We start from the raw sequence: 18,556 nt of genomic DNA, 5'->3' as shown, positions 1-18,556 counted from the left end.
GAATTCCCGGGCAACACGTTCGGCCTCGCGCTGAACCTCGAGCGCGACTCCGTCGGCGCCGTGATCCTGGGTGAGTACGAGCACATTTCCGAAGGCGACGAAGTCAAGTGCACGGGCCGCATTCTGGAAGTGCCGGTCGGCCGTGAACTGCTCGGCCGCGTGGTGAACGCGCTGGGTCAGCCGATCGACGGCAAGGGCCCGATCAACGCCAAGCAGACCGACGTGATCGAGAAGGTCGCGCCGGGCGTGATCGCACGTCAGTCGGTGAGCCAGCCGGTGCAGACCGGCCTGAAGTCGATCGACTCGATGGTGCCGATCGGCCGTGGCCAGCGTGAGCTGATCATTGGCGACCGCCAGACCGGCAAGACGGCTGTTGCAGTCGACGCCATCATCAACCAGAAGGGCAAGGGCATCTTCTGCGTGTACGTGGCAATCGGCCAGAAGGCTTCGACGATCGCCAACGTGGTGCGCAAGCTTGAAGAGCACGGCGCGCTGGAATACACGATCGTGGTCGCGGCTGCGGCTTCGGACTCCGCTGCGATGCAGTACCTGTCGGCCTACGCCGGCTGCACGATGGGCGAGTACTTCCGCGACCGCGGTGAAGACGCCCTGATCGTCTATGACGATCTGACCAAGCAGGCTTGGGCGTATCGCCAGATTTCGCTGCTGCTGCGCCGCCCGCCCGGCCGTGAAGCCTACCCGGGTGACGTGTTTTACCTGCACTCGCGTCTGCTTGAGCGTGCCGCCCGTGTGAACGCCGAGCACATCGAGAAGATCACCAACGGTGAAGTCAAGGGCAAGACCGGTTCGCTGACCGCGCTGCCCGTGATCGAAACGCAGGCCGGCGACGTGTCCGCGTTCGTTCCGACCAACGTGATCTCGATTACCGACGGCCAGATCTTCCTGGAAACCGATCTGTTCAACGCCGGCATCCGCCCCGCAATCAACGCCGGTATCTCGGTGTCGCGTGTGGGTGGCGCCGCCCAGACGAAGGTCATCAAGAAGCTGTCCGGCGGTATCCGTACCGACCTGGCCCAGTACCGTGAACTGGCTGCGTTCGCGCAGTTCGCTTCCGACCTGGACGATGCGACCCGCAAGCAGCTTGAGCGTGGCCGCCGCGTGACCGAACTGCTCAAGCAGCCGCAATACCAGCCGCTGCAGGTGTGGCAGCTGGCCGCGTCGCTGTACGCCGCCAACAACGGCTTCCTCGACAACGTGGACGTGAAGGACATCCTGGGTTTCGAAAAGGGCCTGCACGACCATCTGAAGACGAAGTACGCCGACCTCATCAACCGTATCGAAGACACGAAGGATCTGTCGAAGGACGATGAGGCCGCGCTGCGTGCCGCGATCGAGGATTTCAAGAAGTCCGCCGCGTTCTAACCGCGTCCCGGAACTGGCTGCGCGTAGCCTGCGCAGCCAGCTTTGAACGGAGAGGAAGCAATGGCCGGAACAAAAGAGATCCGCACCAAGATCAAGAGCGTGCAAAACACGCGCAAGATCACCAAGGCGATGGAGATGGTCGCCGCATCCAAGATGCGCAAGGCGCAGGAGCGGATGCGTGCTGCCCGCCCGTACGCCGAGAAGATTCGCAACGTGGCCGCGCACATGGCACAGGCCAATCCGGAGTACCAGCACCCCTTCATGGTCACGCGCGACGTCAAGCGCGCCGGCCTGATCGTGGTGACGACGGACAAGGGCCTGTGCGGTGGCTTGAACACCAACGTGCTGCGTGCCGTCACCAACCAGCTGCGTGATCTGCAGAACAAGGGCGTCGAGACGCAGGCGACCGCCATCGGCACCAAGGGCATGCAATTCCTGGGCCGTGTCGGCGCGAAGGTCGTGTCGAACGTCGTGCACCTGGGCGATACGCCGCATCTGGAAAAGCTGATCGGTGCGATCAAGGTCCAGCTCGATGCATTCGCCGCCGGCGAGATCGACGCCGTGTACCTCGCGTACACCCGCTTCATCAACACGATGAAGCAGGAGCCGGTGGTCGAGCAGCTGCTGCCCCTGACGGCCGACAAGCTGTCGCAGAGCGACGCCGAGAAGCAGGCCTACTCGTGGGATTACATCTACGAGCCGGATGCCCAGACGGTCGTCGACGAGCTGCTCATCCGCTACGTCGAGGCGCTGGTGTACCAGGCGGTGGCCGAGAACATGGCGTCCGAGCAATCGGCCCGGATGGTGGCGATGAAGGCGGCGTCGGACAACGCCAAGAACGTCATCGGCGAGCTGCAGCTGGTCTACAACAAGACCCGTCAGGCCGCGATCACGAAGGAACTGTCCGAGATCGTCGGCGGCGCGGCGGCGGTCTAATGCCCACGGCAAAAAATTGAGTTATTGGAGATACACATGAGTATCGAAAGCGGAAGTATCGTGCAGTGCATCGGGCCCGTGGTGGACATTCAGTTCCCGCGCGACAAGATGCCGAAGATCTACGACGCGCTCGTGCTGGAAGACAGCGACGAGAAGTCGTTTGCCGAGAAGGGCCTGACCTTCGAAGTGGAACAACAGCTGGGCGACGGCGTGGTGCGTACCATCGCCATGGGTTCGTCCGACGGCCTGCGCCGCGGCATGCGCGTGGTCAACACCGGCGCACCGATCTCGGTGCCGGTCGGTCACGGCACGCTGGGCCGCATCATGGACGTGCTGGGTCGCCCGATCGACGAAGCCGGCCCGATCGCATCGGACGAGCGCCGCTCGATCCACCAGAAGGCCCCGAAGTTCGACGAACTGTCGCCGTCGGTGGACCTGCTGGAAACCGGCATCAAGGTGATCGACCTGGTCTGCCCGTTCGCCAAGGGCGGTAAGGTGGGTCTGTTCGGTGGCGCCGGCGTCGGCAAGACCGTGAACATGATGGAGCTGATCAACAACATCGCCAAGCAGCACTCGGGCTTGTCGGTGTTTGCTGGCGTGGGCGAGCGTACCCGTGAGGGCAACGACTTCTACCACGAGATGAAGGACTCCAACGTGCTCGACAAGGTCGCCATGGTGTTCGGCCAGATGAACGAGCCGCCGGGCAACCGTCTGCGCGTGGCGCTGACCGGCCTGACGATGGCCGAGCGCTTCCGCGACGAAGGCCGTGACATCCTGTTCTTCGTCGACAACATCTACCGCTACACGCTGGCCGGTACGGAAGTGTCGGCACTGCTGGGCCGTATGCCTTCCGCCGTGGGCTACCAGCCGACGCTGGCTGAAGAAATGGGCAAGCTGCAGGAACGTATCACGTCGACCAAGACCGGCTCGATCACGTCGATCCAGGCCGTGTACGTGCCTGCCGATGACTTGACCGACCCGTCGCCGGCAACGACCTTCCTGCACCTGGACTCGACCGTCGTGCTGTCGCGTGACATCGCCGCGCTGGGTATCTACCCCGCAGTCGATCCGCTCGACTCGACCTCGCGCCAGCTCGACCCGCAAGTGGTCGGCCAGGAGCACTATGACGTCGCACGCCGCGTGCAGCAGACGCTGCAGCGCTACAAGGAACTGCGCGACATCATCGCGATTCTGGGCATGGACGAACTGTCGCCGGAAGACAAGCTCGCCGTGAACCGCGCGCGTAAGATCCAGCGTTTCCTGTCGCAGCCGTTCCACGTGGCCGAAGTGTTCACGGGTTCGCCGGGCAAGTACGTGCCGCTGAAGGAAACCATCCGCGGCTTCAAGATGCTGGTGGACGGCGAGTGCGATCACCTGCCGGAACAGGCGTTCTACATGGTCGGCTCGATCGACGAAGCCTTCGAAAAGGCCAAGAAGCTCCAGTAAGCGCGAGGTCTGGCCTTGTGCACGCGCCAAGGCCAGTACTGGCTTCCTGACATCTGTTTAGGAAGCGGCTTTTCTGAGCAAAGGAATCGAGATGGCAACCATTCATGTAGACGTCGTCAGCGCCGAGCAGGAGATCTTCTCGGGCAATGCCAAGTTCGTGGCACTGCCCGGGGAAGCCGGCGAGCTGGGCATTCTGCCGGGCCACACGCCGCTGATCACGCGCATCAAGCCGGGCGCCGTGCGCATCGAGAAGGACGACGGCGGCGAAGAGTTCGTGTTCGTTGCCGGTGGCATTCTCGAAGTGCAGCCGAAGAAGGTGACCGTGCTGGCCGACACCGCAATCCGCGGCCACGACCTGGACGAAGCCAAGGCGAACGAAGCGAAGCGCGCGGCCGAAGAGGCGTTGCAGAATCAGAGCAGCGATCTGGACCTCGCGCGTGCACAAAGCGAACTTGCCGTGGCCGCTGCGCAGCTGGCAGCGATCGCGCGCCTGCGCCGCAAGCGCTAAGGCAGTGTCGAGCCGGCCGTCTTCGGCCGGTCCGGATGAAGAAAGCAGCCCGGTTGGGCTGCTTTTTTTTTTGCGCGCCGCGGGCTCAGCGGTGTTCGGTCTCCCGGTGCCCCTCGCCGTGGTTGCCTTGCGGATGCGGCTGGGCGTTGTGATGCGCCTCCTGCGGCGGTTGCGGCGGGCGAAACTCGGGCGCGCGCGGCTGCGGTGCGCGGATTTCGGCTGCTTGCGGGGGCGGCGTGCGATGGGGCGCTTCGGCGTGGACTTCCGGTGCGCGCTGCTGGTCCGGCGCGTGGAACGTGCGGCTCTGTGGCGGCGCAACGTGGGGGCGTTCGTGCATCTGCGCGGTTGCGTTGCCGTTCAAGCGCTCCGGCGGCGGGTTTCCGAGCCGCGCGTGCGGTGTCGGGGCCGTGACGTGCGCGGCCGGCGGGCGTGATTCGGACGTGTGATGCGCGTCTTCCGGACCGTTGGGCCCCTCATGCCGTGGCGGACGTGTCGTCATGCCCGCCGGGGCGGGCATCTGCGGCGCGGCGGTCCCGGGCGCCGGACCCGGCCGGCCGGTCGGGCTTGCGGACATGAAGCCCTGCGGACCCGGCTCGGCGCGCGCATCGCGCGGACCGTTCTGTGGATGCGGCGCATTGGCGTTCGGCATATCGAGCAGACCCAGGCGCGCGGGCGCATGTTCCTGCGGCGCACGGCCTGGTTCGCCGTCGGGGCGGGCCGGTGCGGCGGGTGCGGCATGCGTGAGGCGCAGGCCCGCTGCCTGCGCGACAAGGGGGGCCGGCGGCATCTTCGCGTTGGGCTGGCCATGCAGGCGCGTGGCGCGCACGTCGGTATTGCCGCCCGTCCACGCGGGGCCGGCACCGGGCAACGTACCGCCTTGCGAGCGGAAGCGCTCGGCCAGCGCGTCATGCCCACCCGCGGGCGTATTGGGCGCGCGCACGGCGATCGCCTGCTTCGCGAACACCTGTGCCGGCGGTTGCGCCCGCGGGCCCGCATTGGCCGCTGCTCCCACCAGGCTCGCGCGTACGGGCGCCAGCGCGGGGGCCGAGACGAACTGGGCATGTGCCAGCTGTGCACGCATCTGCTCGGGGCGCAGGTTCGCCATCGCGCCGTTGACGGGCTGCCCGTTGACGAACGACTTGGCGGGCACGGCGGTCAGCGCAGCGGGGTTGTTGGCGTTGACGTAACTGACGCGGTTCACGTTGGTGATGCGCGTCACGTTGTTGTGGATGATCGTCTTGTTGACGGTGATGTTGTTGACCACCACCGTGCGGTTGATATTCGTCACATAGGTCGGGCTGGCCGCGTAGACCGGGCGATAGGCCTCGCCCGGGGCGAGCGGGAACCACGCCACACCCGGGGATCCGAGCGAGATGTGGATGCCCCAGCTCACGCCACCACCGCCCCCGCCGCCGACAAAGCCGACGAGCGCCGGCGCATACACCGGCCGCGGCACCACAGGCCCCGGCACCCAGCACCATGTGGTACCGACGTAGGCCCAGCGGCCATAGTGGAACGGGGCAAAACCCCAGGGCGCATCGTCGACCCATGTCCAGCCCCACGGCGCGATCCATGCCCAGTGTCCGGTGCGGTACGGCGCCCAGCCGGCCGGCACCGCGCGCGGCACCCATACGGCACCGTAGCCGGCTTCTTCACGCCACGTGCCATAGTCGTCGAGGGCTTCGTAGCCGGTCATTTCGCGGCCAACGTAGCGCGCCGAGACCGACGCGTCCTCGCGGGCATCGCGCGATTCGGCCCATCGGTCGAAGGCATCGCGGCCAGGGTTGTCGGTGCCGCCGGCCTGCGCGAGGTCGGTGCCGGCAAACCGGATCTGCTGACCGGCCGACAGTGGGAGCGAACGGTCGTCGCCATAGGCTGTGCCCTGTCCTCGCCAGACGGTGACGGTGGTGCTGGAGCCATCGGGCGCGACATCGAGGCGGTACTCGCCCGGCGCTTGCGGCGTAAAGGCGAGGTTGGGCGTATCGATCTCGACGGTCTGGTCGGGCGGCAACGCGCGTACGCGCACCGACAGCGCGCCCTGCGTCAGCTTGACCTGGGTGTTGTGGTCGTCCAGGTCGACGAGCGTGGCGCCGGTGTTCTGTCCGAGCCGCAGCGCCGTGGAACCCACGTGGAGCTCGCTGCGGCTGCCTTGGTCGGACCACAGCCGGTCGCCGCTGGTAAACGGACGGTTGAGCGTCGCCCCGGCCCAGTCGTCGGAGCCGGCCGGTGCGAAGCTCACCGCGCCGGAGAAGTCCGACAGCCGCGCGACGCGCGCAGCCGGATCCGCCGCCATGGCGGCCTGCGCGCCGCACACCAGCAGCACTGCGGCCACGCCAACGGCGCGCAGCACCTGCGGCAGCCGCGTGCCGGCGTATGAGGAACGACGCAAAACCTTGGACATGATGAGCCCTCGCTTCCAGTGGGCGGCCGCGGCCGCGTGTACGTCTTCATTTAACGCGGCGGGCGGGCAAGGGCCGACTTGCCTTTGTAAGCGCGTGTATCGCCCACGTGCACGGCATGAAGGTCGGCGAGGGAAGGGGGCAGGCCCGCGAATTGCACAGGCAAAAAAAAGCGCGCGGGCCGGGGAGCGCCGCGCGGACGGGAAATCCTTTCGAGGGGTCAATTCGAAAGGGAGGGGTAACCTTGCACCGTGGTGTGCGTCGTGCACTTGTGTGCGCCACGGTGCGCCGGCGGGGCACAACCGTTGGACACAAACCGCCGGGGTGCGAACGCATTGTGTGCGACGAACCCGCCAGGGGACGTAACAAAGTGTGTCGGATTGCAATCGAATGCAAGCGCTGCAAAAGTGGCGGGATGTGACGTAGGATGCGCTCGAGCACAACGCTGACGGAACGCCGACAGCACCTGCCCAGTCCCACCGTTTTGCCGTATCGCGCGCCGGGCTTGAAGAACCGCCGGCCCGCAGCACGCGAGCGGTCGGTCGTGCCGGCTCATCGGAGGGGAAGCATGCAAGAAGAAAGTGCGCGCCAACGGGCGCGCAAGCGCGAGGCAGCGGGCGTTTTTGTTACCTTGATGGCGGCACTCGGCGCCACCGGCGCGGCACATGCCGGCGCGGATAAGGTGCCGACGCCGCCTGGGGCGACGCCCAGTGCGCCCTCCGCCGCCCCATCCGTTGCTTCTGCGCCAATCGCCCCTCTTGCAAAATCGACAGAGCAGCGCGAGCGCCACGTCGGCACGTTCTGGCAGGGCATGGTCGAGAAGGGCGCCGACAGCTCCGCGTGGAACATCTGGCTCAGCGTCTACGACCGGTCAGGCGGCGGACAGGACAAAGACAAGGAGGCCGCCGACACGCTCACCGGCGAAGCGTACGACGACCGTCCGGACGGCCGCGCGCTGTGGACGATCGAGGGCCGCAATGCACCCGAGCGCCGCTTCGTGTGGCGCGAGCGCGCCGAGGGGCTGGACGCGTCCGGCCAGTCCGTCGTGCGCGAGGGCGGCATGCTGTCGGGCGCGCTGTCGGCCGACGGCACCACCGCCACGGGCAACTGGAGCGACGGCGGCCGCAGTCGGCCCTTTGCACTCAAGCGCGTCGCGCAGTATCTCGAAGCGACGACGACGTCCGGTCAGGCGAAGCTCACGGAGCGCTACCCGGTCACCGGCGACGCGGCGGTCGATGCGCTCGTACAATCGCTGCGCCTGCGCCGCTGCGACCAGTACGACACCGAGTGCGTTGTCCGCATCAGCGTCGTCGGCGTGGGTGACACCGTGAGCCTGCTGCGCATGGTGTGGGCCTACAGCGGCGGGGCGCACGGCAACTACGGCTTCTCGGCCGGCAACTGGCGGCGTGGTCCGGAAGGCTTCCAGCCCGTTGTGCTGGCCGACGTGCTGAACCCGACGCCCGCCTGCCTGCAAGCCTTCAACACGCAGATTGTCGAGTCCCTCAAGCGCGAAGGCGCACCCGAGGCGCCACGCGGCGCGCTCAAGGAGAAGGACCTGCGCAACGCCACGTTTCCGTTTACGCTGCAAGGCGAGCGCATCGTCGTGCATTACGGGCCATACGAAGTGGGGCCGTACGCGCGGGGTGCGTTCCGCGCCGTCGTGCGGCTTCCCGACCTTGGGGCCGCATGCAGGCGGCCGACCACCTGACTGCATTGCCGACCATGTCCACCCAACCTTCCTACGCAGACGAACAGGCCACCATGCGCCGGCTGCTGTCCGGCAAGACCATCGCGGTGGTCGGACTGTCGCCGCGCCCCACGCGGCCGAGCTACGACGTGGCGCGCTATCTGCAGCAGGCCGGCTATCGCATCGTGCCGGTCAATCCGCAGCATGCGGGCGAGGATGTCCTCGGTGAGCCGTGCCATGCCACGCTGACGGAAGCCGCGACCACGCTGGCCGCGGCGGGACAACGCATCGACCTGGTCGACATCTTCCGTCGCGCGGAACAAGTCTTGCCGGTGGTGCAGGAGGCGGTGGCACTGGGCGTGGGCGGCATCTGGGTGCAGCTGGGCATCGTCAACGACGAGGCCATGGCCGTGGCGCGCGCCGCGGGCATTCCGGCCGTGCAGGACCGCTGTACCAAGATCGAGCACTGGCGGCTCGGCATCGGGCAGCGCGGCTGACGGCGCGCCGCCTTCTACGAAGTGGTCAGTCTTTCCATCGGCAGATCCAGGCGCAGGGCGCGCGCGTGCCGACGCTGGGGGCGTCATTCCGCTTGCCGGCGTATCGCGGCAGGGGAGGCGGTCGCGCTACACTTCGGCGGTCATTGAAACCGACTCATGCCATGGCCGTCGATCCGCAGATCCTGCAGTTCTACCAACGCGTTGCCGAACGATTCGGCGCCTTGCCGGCACCGGAAGATGCCGCCGCGCGCCGCGCGCAATTCGAAGCGATTGCGCAGCTGTCGGATCGGCCCGTGCCCGACGGTGTGGAGGTGTCCGACCTGAGCCTGCCGCTTGCGGGCCGCACGCTCGATGCCGTCGTGTTCCGCCCCAGGCGCGTGGCGCGGCCGCGCCTGCTGGTGTGGTTCCACGGTGGCGGCTGGGTGGTCGGGTCGGCGCGTACGACGCATCGCATGCTGGCAGCGCTGCTTGCGCAGGACACCGGCTGTGCAGTCGTCAGCGTCGATTACCGCCTGGCGCCGGAGCACCCGTTTCCCGCCCCCGCAGACGACGCGCGCGATGCGTTGGCGTATCTGGCCGAACAGCGCTTGCGGCTTGGCTTCGATCCGGGCTTCCTGGCCGTGGGTGGCGACAGCGCGGGCGGGCATCTTGCCGCGCAGGCTGCGGAGGCCGTGCATGTCATGGTCCGGCCGGGCCTCGTGAACGCGCAGTTTCTCGTCTACCCGGTCACCACGCCCGCTTTCGGCAGCGAGAGCTACAACGCGTTCGCACAAGGCCCTGGCCTCACGCGCGACGAAATGCGCTGGTACTGGACGCAGTTCATCGGTGCACAGCAGCTGGCCAAGCCACTCGCCGAGCAGGATGCGCGCATCTTCCCCATGGCGCAGCCGCCGCAGCACACGCCGCCCGACACGGTCGTCATCGTGGCCGCGCACGATGTGCTGCGTGATGACGGCCTGCAGTACGCCGACCACCTCGTGCAGCACGGCGCGCAGGTCATCACCATTGAAGCCTCCGGCATGACGCACGGCTTTGCGCGCATCCAGCCCGAGGCCGAACGGGCGCGCGAATGGATGCGCCGCGCGGCGCATGCCTTTGTCGGGATGATCAGCGAGGAATGAGCGCGCGCTAGCCCGGCGTGCGGCGCGGCCGGAACGCCGCCATCACGCGGCGCGTGACGAACAACGAGAGGTAGTCGTGCACCCGCGCATCGGCGGCCAATGTGCGCAATGTCTCCATGTACTGCACGCGGACAAGGTCGGCCGGCGCGCCGGTGTCCTGCGCGATCTTGTCGATCTGCTCATCCTGGTCTGCAATGGCGGTACCCATGTCTGCTTCCCGTGCTGGCTGGCCTGTGCGGCGAGTGACCACTATAGGAAACGCGCCGGAACAATCCAGCCCTGTTGCAAAGCTTTCAGTGCGCCGGCCGACTCGCGTCAAGATGGTGCGGCGGCGTCACGCCGACACTGCCTCGGCAGCCTATTTGCCCCAGTTTGCCGGCATGCTCTGCAGGCCGATGGGAGTGCCCGATGCGTCCGTCACCCGCGACAGCTCACGATAGGCGCTCGCCTGCACCCGCTCGGGCAACGGTACGAACTTCGCGCGCGCGGCCAGCTCGTCCCCGTGGAAGTAACCCCACGTCAGAAACTTCAAGGCCGCCAGCGTGCGTGTGCCTGAGCGGCTCACCGCCGGCACGATGATGAACGTGCCCATGGTGATCGGCCACGTTTCCGCGCCGGGCAGATTGACCAGCGGCGCGGTGAAATCGCCCTTGCGGTTCCACGCGCTTTGCAGCACGGCCTCACGGAAGCCGCTGACCTGCGCGCTCACGAAGCGTCCCGCCGCATTGCGCAGCTGCACGCCGTTCAGGTCGTTGTCGACGACGTAGTTGTAGTCGACATACCCGATCGCTCCCGGCGTCGCCTGCACGGCCTTGACCACGTCCGTGCTGCCCTTGGCGGCGGTGAAGCCTGCCGGCCAGCTGACCGTCGACCTGGCGCCGTACGTGGCCTTCCACTCGGGGCTGACCGCGCTCAGGTAATCGGTGAAGTGGTATGTGGTGCCGGAGCCATCGGCGCGCACGACGGGGTGGATTTTCAGCTTGGGCAGCGTCATGCCTGGATTCAGCGCACGCAGCTCCGGTGCATCCCACGTCTCGACCTTGCCGAGGAAGATCTGGGCGAGCAGCTCGCCCGTCAGCTTCAACTGGCCGCGCGGCACACCGGGCACGTTCACAAAGGGAACCGCGCCCGTGACCACCGACGGCACGCAGACCAGGCCGGCCTTGGATGCCTCCGCCGCGGAAAGCGGCACGTCTGACGCGCCGAAGTCGACGTCGCCGGCGCGAATGCGCTTCAAGCCTTCGCCGGAACCCACCGCGTCATAGCTGAGCGTGACGCCGGACGCCGCCGCATACCCCGTCGACCACACGCGATAGACCGGTGCGGCGGCCGTCGACCCTGCACCGCGCACCTGCGCGCCCGCGACCACCGGCAAGCCCGCGGCTGCAACAGCCAGGGCGAAAACAATGTGCTTGAACATGGAAAGCGCCGCAACCGGCGGAGGAGAGCAAAGCTTGCGATTGTAGCGACGCATTGATGACAGGACGGCATGCGAAGCCGTTCGCGTCTGGCCTCGCCGCGCCGTGTGTTGTAAGGCGTTCCGCAAACGTTCGGCACGGGAAGTCGGGTCTGGAAGCGATTGTCTGCCCGGAATGTTTCCAATATATTGGAAATATGGAAGAAACCCTCGTCATCCGTTCCTTGGCCGCGCTCGCGCACACCGTGCGGCTGCGTGTGTTTCGCATGCTCGTGGCGGCCGGACCCGCGGGCCTCACGCCGGGCGCCCTCGCAGAACAGCTGGACGTGCCCGGCGCGACGCTGTCGTTCCACCTCAAGGAGCTCATGAGTGCGCAGCTCGTAACCCAGGAGCGGAACGGCCGCCACCTGATCTATCGGGCCGCATTCGCGCACATGAACGGGCTGCTCGGCTTTCTCACTGAAAACTGCTGCCAGGGCGCGCGGTGCCTCGATGTCAGCGCCGTTTCCTGCCAATGTTGATGCGCTTGCCTGACGTATGCCGACGAATGTCCTGATCCTGTGTACGCACAACTCCGCGCGCAGCGTGCTGGCCGAAGGCATGCTGAACCACTGGGCACGCAGGCTCTCCAGGGATGTGCGTGCCTACAGCGCAGGCAGTGCGCCAAGCGGCCGCCTGAACCCGTTTGCCGTGGAAGCGCTCGCCAATGCCGGCGTCGACGTGGCCGGCTACCACAGCAAGAGTTGGGATGCCTTCGCGGCAGACGGTGCACCGCACATGCGCATCGTCATCACCGTGTGTGACAGCGCGGCGGCCGAGGCGTGTCCGTATTGGCCGGGCAGCCCCGTCAAGGTCCATTGGCGCTATGCCGACCCGTCCAACGCCCCGGGCGGCGACGCGGACAAGCGCCAGGCCTTCGAGCTGACACGCCAAGCGATCGGCTACCGCATGCTGCAGTTGCTGGCGTTGCCGCTTGACACGCTGAGCAACGCCGAGCTTCAGACCGCGCTCGAGCGCATCGCGCAGACCTGAACGCCATGGCGGACCTGCGTACCCGGCTGCTGGCCGAATCGATGGGAACGGCGTTGCTGCTGGCCATCGTCATTGGCTCGGGCATCATGGCCGAGCGGCTTGCCGGCGGCAACGCGGCAGTGGCGCTGCTCGCCAATACGGCGGCCACGGTCTGCGGTCTGTACGTGCTGATCGAACTGTTCGGGCCGATCAGCGGCGCGCATTTCAATCCGGTGGTGAGCGCGGCGCTGGCCTTGCGTGGCGAGATGCCGCGTGCGGCGCTGGCGCCCTACATGGCCGCGCAGTTTGTCGGCGCCGTGCTGGGAGCGTGGCTCGCGCAGGCCATGTTCGACATGACGCTGCTGCAGTTTTCCACCCGGTTGCGCAGCGGGTCAGGGCAGTGGATGGCCGAGGCGGTGGCGACCGCCGGCCTGCTGCTCGTGGTCCTGCGCGCGCCGTCGGGCAGGGCATCGTCCCTCGTGGCCGCGTACATTGGCGCGGCGTACTGGTTCACGGCCTCGACGTCGTTTGCCAACCCGGCGGCGGCATTCGGGCGCATGTTCAGCAACAGCTTTGCGGGCATCGCGCCGGCAAGTGTTCCGGGCTTTGTCATGGCCGAGTGCGCCGGCGCGGCGATCGGGCTGGGGCTGCACCTGCTGCTGCAGCCGCGTACGGTGCAGCCTGCCCCGCCCAACCTCGTCGAGCGCTCAGGCGACTGAGCTGCGCCGCCTCACTTCACCAGCCCTTCGGCCTTCATCGCTTCGTGCACGGCGGGCCGCGCGCTCACGCGGGCCATGTAGGCCTGCACGTTCGGATAGGCCGTCATCGGCAGCGCGAGGAAGTTACTCCAGTTCAGCACCGTGAAGGCGTAGGCGTCGGCCACGCTGTAGGTCTCGGCCAGATACGGCTGCTTGGCCAGGCGGGCGTCGAGCTCGGCAAAGTGCTTGGCGAGCTTGTCCTTGGTGCTCTGGCGCGTTGCCTCGGGCGTCTCCTTGTGCCACAGCGGGCCGAAACCCTTGTGCAGCTCGGAGCTGATAAAGGTCAGCCATTCGATCACCGCCAGGCGATGGGCGCTGCCGGCCTTGCCGATCAAGGCATGCGCGGGATCGAGGTCGGCCACGTATTGGAGCAGGGCGGCGGCTTCGGTGTGGCGCGAGCCGTCGGAGAACTCCAGCAGCGGCACGTAGCCGCGCGGCGAGATCGTATAGAAATCCGTCCCGTCGGCGGTGAGGTGCTTGGCGAGGTCCACTGCGGTCAGGTCGAACTTTGCGCCCACTTCACGCAGGGCGATGTGTACGGCCAGCGAGCAGGTGCCGGCGGCGTAGTAGAGCTTCATGAGAGATCCGTCTTGATTGCGTGTTGAGAACCCGTGACCACCGGGCGGCGGCAACGGCGCTGGCAACACTGTAGGATTGCGTAGATGCCAATGAAATAGGCGGGACAGAAAACCATGCTTGCACAAACGCAATACCGCCTGAGCGCCGCGGATCTCGAGATCGTCCTGGCGCTGGCGCGCGCCGGCACCCTGGCGGCCGCGGGCGAGCGGCTCGGGGTGGACGCGTCGACGGTGTTCCGGTCGTTGCAGCGCATCGAGCGCGGACTGGGCCAGGCGCTGTTTGCCCGCTCGCGCACCGGTTACCTGGCGGGCGAACTGGCGCTGCTGCTGGCCGAGCAGGCGGAGCAGGTGGAATCGGCCCTCGAGGCGGCCCGCGCCGTCGTCCATGCCGCGCCAGAAGAGGTCTCGGGCACGGTGCGCATCACCACCACCGACACCATCCTCGTGGGGCTCGTCGCGCCGGCGCTCAAGGCGCTGCAGGCGCAGCATCCGAACCTCGGCTACGACCTGCACGCGGGCAACGAGCTGGCGAGCCTCACCCGCCGCGATGCGGATATCGCCGTGCGCGCCACGCGGCGCCCGCCGCAGCACCTGGTCGGCAAGCACCTCGGCACCCTTCGCGTGGCGCTGTACGCGGGTCGGACGAGCGGCCTGACCTATGCCGACGTCGAGGCCGGCCGCACGCCGTGGATCGCCATTGACGAGGCGATCCCCGAACACCCTTCGGTGGGCTGGCGCAAGCGGCATTTTCCGAAGGTGGTGCCCACGTATTCCGTCAACAGCCTGCAGGTCGTGGCCGAGATGGTGGCCGCGGGCATGGGCGTCGGCATCCTGCCCGTGCTCACGGCGCGGGTGCGCAGCGACCTGGTCCTGCTGCGCGACCTGCCCGACGCCAACCCGTCCGAGCTGTGGCTGCTGACGCATCCGGAGTCGCGCCATTTGCGGCGCATCGCGACGGTGTACGGGCACCTTGCGCAAACGCTGCGCCTGGCCTGATCCGCAGGTGACGCACCGGGCCGGGCCCGAAGCCGGTCGGCAGCCCCCTCGCATGGGCGGACGGCCGCGCCTCAAGTTCGCGGCGGGGCTGCCGTAGCTTGCTCAGTGGCCCCCGACAGCCGGCAGTGATCCTGAAGGGCGCTACGGTCGCACCGTACGCAGACAGATTCATGCAGGACGTTCCATCCGGAAGCATCATGATCTCCTCCCTTCGCACCCGCATTCTCATCATCTCGTCGGCTACCGTGATCGGCGCATTGGCCCTGTCCGGCGCCGCCACGTATTCCATCGTGCGCAGCAACACGATGGAGAGCATCGACCAGAACCTCGCCGCCATCGCCAGCGGCAACACGCTGGCCATCGACAAATGGGTCGCGGCCAAGGCGCAGGCCGTCAAGGCCACCGCCGAGGTCATCGAGCACGGCGACCCGCAGGGCTTCGGCAAGCAGATGGGCAACGCCAACGGTTTCCCGATCATCACGATCGGCTGGACCGACAAGTCGTTCATCTCCACCAGCAGCACCACGCCCAAGGACTACGACCCCACCGGCCGCCCCTGGTACAAGCAGGCCATTGCAGCCGGCAAGCTGCTCGTCACCAAGCCGTATGGCGACGTGTCGACCGGCGTGCCGTACGTGTCGTTTGCGGCGCCCCTCGTGAAGAACGGCGAGACGGCCGGCGCGCTCTCGGGCGCCGTGCCCCTCGACGGCGTGCGCGAAGTCGTGGCCGCGGTGCATCCGACGCCATCGAGCCTGGCGTTTGTGGTGGCCAAGGACGGCCAGGTCATCGCACACCCCGACGCCAAGCTGATGCTCAAGCCGGCCACCGACGTGGCGGCATCGCTCACGGCGGAGACGCTGGCGAACCTGGCCAAGGCCACGTCGCCGCTGGAAGTGGAGCTGGCCGGCGCGGCCAAGCTGCTCAAGGCGCAGGCCGTGCAGGGCACCGACTGGTATCTGGTGATCGCGCTGGACAAGGCCGAGGCCACCGCCGGCCTGCGCAATGTCGTCAAGGCGCTGGCCGTGGCCATGGTGCTGCTGACGCTGGCGGCCGTGGGCATCGCCGCGTTCTTCACGTCGCAGTCGTTCCGCCGGCTGTCGCAGGTGCGCGATGCAATGGACACCATCGGCGCGGGCGGCGGCGACCTCACGCACCGCCTGCCTGTGGTCGGCAACGATGAAGTCGCGCAGATCAGCGCGTCGTTCAACACTTTCATCGACAAGATCGGCGCGGTGCTGCTGGAAGTGCGCGCCAGCGTCGAGAACATGAAGTCGGCCACCGGCGAGATCGAGATGGGCAACCGCGACCTGTCCAGCCGCACGGAAGCGTCGGCCAGCAACCTGCAGCAAACCTCAGCGGCGCTGACCGAGCTGACGACGAGCGTGAAGAGCTCGGCCGACGCCGCGATGCAGGCCACGCGCCTGGCGAGCGACGCCAGCCAGGCCGCCACGCGCGGCGGCGAGGTGGTCTCCAGCGCGGTCAGCACGATGGACGAGATCGCCAAGTCGTCGGCGCGCATCACCGAGATCATCGGCGTGATCGACAGCATCGCGTTCCAGACCAACATCCTCGCGCTCAATGCCGCCGTCGAGGCGGCCCGCGCTGGCGACAACGGCCGGGGCTTTGCCGTGGTGGCCGGCGAGGTGCGCACGCTTGCCCAGCGCAGCGCCACCGCCGCGCGCGAGATCAAGGACCTGATCCAGGCATCGGAAGCCAGTGTGAAGACCGGCGCCGAGCGCGTGCAGGCCGCGGGCGCGACGATGCAGGAGATCGTGCAGGGCATCGAGCGCGTCGCCCACATCATCGGCGAGATCGACGGCGCGATGCACGAGCAGAGCGCCGGCATCAGCCAGATCGACCGCAGCGTTGCCGAGATGGATCAGGCCACGCAGCAGAACGCGGCGCTGGTGGAACAGTCGACGGCCGCCTCCTCAATGCTCAACGAACAGGCGCACAGCCTGGCGCGCACGGTGGGCCTGTTCAAGCTGCGCGCCGGTTAAGCGCGCGGGGGCTACATCGAACGGCCGTCGAAGTGCTTGACGGGCACGCTGTCCAGGTCGATGTCTTCCAGGCAGCGGATGTTGACCGCGATCGTCGGTGTGCCATCGGGCATCTTGCCCTCGGCATACGGGTGGATGCCGCACGTCGGGCAGAAGCGGTGATTGATCACGTGCTTGTTGAAGACGTAGGTGCTGGCGTTGGCTTCCGGTGTGAGCAGGCGCACCTTGTCGCGAGGCACGAACCACAGCAGTGAGCCCTTGCGCCGGCAGATCGAGCAGTTGCAGGCCATGGCGCTTTCCGGGTGGCCTTCGACTTCGAAGGCGACGTGTCCGCAGTGGCAGCTTCCCTTGTGTGTCATGCAGGGCTCCTCGGGGGGTGGGATGGAATGGGCGGGCTCCACTATAGGCGACACCGGCGGATGGCCCAAAAACACCATCCCTTACAATGGCCCCCTTCGTAAAACCGCATCCGCCATGTCCGCACCGCTCGCCAACGACACCTTCCTGCGCGCCCTGCGCCGCCAGCCGACCGACTACACGCCGCTGTGGCTGATGCGCCAGGCGGGCCGCTATCTGCCCGAGTACAACGCCACGCGCGCGCGGGCCGGCAGCTTCCTCGGCCTGGCCAAGTCGCCGGCGTATGCGACCGAGGTGACGTTGCAGCCGCTGGATCGCTACCCGTTGGACGCGGCAATCCTGTTTTCCGACATCCTGACCGTGCCCGACGCCATGGGCCTGGGGCTGTCGTTCGCTCAGGGCGAGGGGCCGCGCTTTGCCAAGCCGGTGCGCACGGAAGCCGATGTGGCGGCGCTGTCGGTGCCGGACATGTCGTCGCTGCAATACGTGTTTGACGCCGTGGCGGAAATCCGCCGTGCGCTCGTCCAGGACGGCCGCCAGCGCGTGCCGCTCATCGGCTTCTCGGGCAGCCCGTGGACGCTCGCCTGCTACATGGTGGAAGGCGGCGGTTCGGACGACTTCCGCACCGTCAAGTCGATGCTCTACGCGCGCCCGGACCTGATGCACCGCATCCTGGAGATCAACGCGCAGGCCGTGATCGACTACCTGAACGCGCAGATCGATGCCGGTGCCCAGGCTGTGCAGATCTTCGATACGTGGGGCGGGGCGCTGGCCGACGGCATCTACCATGAGTTCTCGCTGGCCTACATGGCGCGCGTGGTACAAGGTATTCGCGCCGGCGCCGACGGCCAGCGTGCGCCGGTCATCCTCTTCACCAAGGGCGGCGGCCTGTGGCTCGAAGCCATGGCCGAGACCGGTGCCGACGCGCTGGGTGTGGACTGGACCGTCAGCCTGCAGCGCGCCCGCCAGCGAACAGCAGGCCGCGTCGCCCTGCAAGGCAACCTGGACCCGACCGTGCTGTTTGCCGAGCCGGAGGCGATCCGCGCGCAAGCGCGCCGCGTGCTGGAAGACTATGCAGCCGGCGGTGGCAGCGATGGCCACATCTTCAACCTCGGCCACGGCATCTCGCAGTTCACGCGTCCCGAGGCGGTGTCGGTGCTGGTGGACGAGGTGCACAGCTTCAGCCGGACGCTGCGCGCAAAGGCGGCTTAACGGGGCCATGCTGCGGCGCGATGGCGTTTGAATTGAGCCGTCGCGGTGCGTGAAGCCGGCGGCACGAGTGGAATCGTCGCCGCTTTGGTGCGCCGAGGGTGAGTGACTACTCGCCCGCCGGTGGCCCCATCTGGCCCTGGCCTGCTGTCAAGCGATTTATTTCGCGCGTTTTGGTGCGCAAGCGGGCTGTCAAGACTTGACTTATGCACAAAGCTGTCGCGGCGGGGTTTTTTCGCGGCGCAACAGGAGG

General features: G+C 67.4%; 18 protein-coding genes. 13 read left to right on the top strand and 5 right to left on the bottom strand.

Going from position 1 to position 18,556, the window contains the following annotated elements; translation table 11 throughout:
- The 4 genes from atpA to A6M56_RS13430 form a co-directional block, all read left to right on the top strand.
- Positions 1-1,383, top strand: a 1,383-nt coding sequence (atpA, locus tag A6M56_RS13445) for a F0F1 ATP synthase subunit alpha (protein ID WP_286758185.1), incomplete at its 5' end; no start/stop codon positions are given.
- 60 nt (positions 1,384-1,443) lie between these two features.
- Entirely contained in the window at positions 1,444-2,319 is an 876-nt protein-coding gene (gene atpG / locus A6M56_RS13440; protein WP_045785279.1) for a F0F1 ATP synthase subunit gamma, read from the top strand.
- Positions 2,320-2,361: 42 nt separating this feature from the next.
- Positions 2,362-3,765, top strand: coding sequence for a F0F1 ATP synthase subunit beta (gene atpD / locus A6M56_RS13435; RefSeq protein ID WP_096745665.1), 1,404 nt, complete (start codon positions 2,362-2,364; stop codon positions 3,763-3,765).
- A gap of 91 nt (positions 3,766-3,856) precedes the next feature.
- On the top strand, positions 3,857-4,273 hold the full coding sequence (locus A6M56_RS13430) for a F0F1 ATP synthase subunit epsilon (RefSeq protein WP_045785277.1): 417 nt from the start codon (positions 3,857-3,859) through the stop codon (positions 4,271-4,273).
- An 85-nt stretch (positions 4,274-4,358) separates the two neighbouring features.
- Here the strand turns inward: A6M56_RS13430 and A6M56_RS13425 are convergent, their stop codons facing one another.
- The gene (locus tag A6M56_RS13425; protein WP_102080413.1) at positions 4,359-6,674 is read right to left on the bottom strand and encodes a DUF6600 domain-containing protein; all 2,316 of its coding nucleotides are present in this window, start codon (positions 6,672-6,674) and stop codon (positions 4,359-4,361) included.
- 566 nt (positions 6,675-7,240) lie between these two features.
- Between A6M56_RS13425 and A6M56_RS13420 the strand changes: the two genes are divergently transcribed.
- From A6M56_RS13420 to A6M56_RS13410, 3 genes are all read left to right on the top strand, one after another.
- Positions 7,241-8,380, top strand: a complete 1,140-nt coding sequence (locus tag A6M56_RS13420; protein WP_102080412.1) for an RsiV family protein — start codon at positions 7,241-7,243, stop codon at positions 8,378-8,380.
- Between the two features lie 14 nt (positions 8,381-8,394).
- Positions 8,395-8,856 carry a CoA-binding protein gene (locus A6M56_RS13415; RefSeq protein ID WP_102080945.1) on the top strand — a complete coding sequence of 154 codons (462 nt, stop codon included), beginning with the start codon at positions 8,395-8,397 and terminating at the stop codon, positions 8,854-8,856.
- A gap of 161 nt (positions 8,857-9,017) precedes the next feature.
- The gene (locus A6M56_RS13410; protein WP_102080411.1) at positions 9,018-9,977 is read left to right on the top strand and encodes an alpha/beta hydrolase; all 960 of its coding nucleotides are present in this window, start codon (positions 9,018-9,020) and stop codon (positions 9,975-9,977) included.
- Positions 9,978-9,984: 7 nt separating this feature from the next.
- Here A6M56_RS13410 and A6M56_RS13405 read toward each other — a convergent pair whose 3' ends face one another.
- Both A6M56_RS13405 and pstS read right to left on the bottom strand, forming a co-directional pair.
- On the bottom strand, positions 9,985-10,185 hold the full coding sequence (locus A6M56_RS13405; RefSeq protein ID WP_045785273.1) for a DUF3562 domain-containing protein: 201 nt from the start codon (positions 10,183-10,185) through the stop codon (positions 9,985-9,987).
- Positions 10,186-10,335: 150 nt separating this feature from the next.
- On the bottom strand, positions 10,336-11,397 hold the full coding sequence (gene pstS / locus A6M56_RS13400; RefSeq protein ID WP_102080410.1) for a phosphate ABC transporter substrate-binding protein PstS: 1,062 nt from the start codon (positions 11,395-11,397) through the stop codon (positions 10,336-10,338).
- Positions 11,398-11,591: 194 nt separating this feature from the next.
- Here pstS and A6M56_RS13395 point away from each other — a divergent pair, with 194 nt between their 5' ends.
- Genes A6M56_RS13395 through A6M56_RS13385 form a run of 3 tightly spaced genes read left to right on the top strand, consistent with a single transcriptional unit; the run spans position 11,592 to position 13,124 of the window.
- A complete protein-coding gene (locus A6M56_RS13395) occupies positions 11,592-11,915 on the top strand; it encodes an ArsR/SmtB family transcription factor (RefSeq protein WP_102080409.1) in 324 nt (107 codons plus the stop codon).
- 16 nt (positions 11,916-11,931) lie between these two features.
- Positions 11,932-12,426, top strand: a complete 495-nt coding sequence (locus A6M56_RS13390; RefSeq protein ID WP_102080408.1) for an arsenate reductase ArsC — start codon at positions 11,932-11,934, stop codon at positions 12,424-12,426.
- 5 nt (positions 12,427-12,431) lie between these two features.
- Positions 12,432-13,124: an aquaporin gene (locus A6M56_RS13385; RefSeq protein WP_045785269.1), complete on the top strand. Its 693-nt coding sequence runs from the start codon at positions 12,432-12,434 to the stop codon at positions 13,122-13,124.
- Between the two features lie 11 nt (positions 13,125-13,135).
- On the opposite strand, the gene gstA is transcribed toward A6M56_RS13385, so the two are convergent.
- Positions 13,136-13,741, bottom strand: coding sequence for a glutathione transferase GstA (gstA, locus tag A6M56_RS13380; protein WP_045785268.1), 606 nt, complete (start codon positions 13,739-13,741; stop codon positions 13,136-13,138).
- A gap of 114 nt (positions 13,742-13,855) precedes the next feature.
- Between gstA and A6M56_RS13375 the strand changes: the two genes are divergently transcribed.
- Both A6M56_RS13375 and A6M56_RS13370 read left to right on the top strand, forming a co-directional pair.
- A complete protein-coding gene (locus tag A6M56_RS13375) occupies positions 13,856-14,737 on the top strand; it encodes a LysR family transcriptional regulator (protein WP_045785267.1) in 882 nt (293 codons plus the stop codon).
- Between the two features lie 197 nt (positions 14,738-14,934).
- On the top strand, positions 14,935-16,737 hold the full coding sequence (locus A6M56_RS13370) for a methyl-accepting chemotaxis protein (RefSeq protein WP_045785266.1): 1,803 nt from the start codon (positions 14,935-14,937) through the stop codon (positions 16,735-16,737).
- A gap of 11 nt (positions 16,738-16,748) precedes the next feature.
- Here the strand turns inward: A6M56_RS13370 and A6M56_RS13365 are convergent, their stop codons facing one another.
- Complete coding sequence (locus tag A6M56_RS13365) at positions 16,749-17,096, bottom strand: GFA family protein (protein ID WP_045785265.1); 348 nt, start codon at positions 17,094-17,096, stop codon at positions 16,749-16,751.
- A 115-nt stretch (positions 17,097-17,211) separates the two neighbouring features.
- Here A6M56_RS13365 and hemE point away from each other — a divergent pair, with 115 nt between their 5' ends.
- The gene (gene hemE / locus A6M56_RS13360; protein WP_102080407.1) at positions 17,212-18,306 is read left to right on the top strand and encodes a uroporphyrinogen decarboxylase; all 1,095 of its coding nucleotides are present in this window, start codon (positions 17,212-17,214) and stop codon (positions 18,304-18,306) included.
- Positions 18,307-18,556 lie beyond the last annotated feature (250 nt).

Source organism: Ralstonia sp. RL (assembly GCF_001683835.1).
In the GTDB taxonomy this organism is placed as follows: Bacteria; Pseudomonadota; Gammaproteobacteria; order Burkholderiales; family Burkholderiaceae; genus Ralstonia; species Ralstonia mannitolilytica.
The sequence above is the reverse complement of the archived record's forward strand: the minus strand, read 5'-3'. Positions and strand labels throughout refer to the sequence as shown.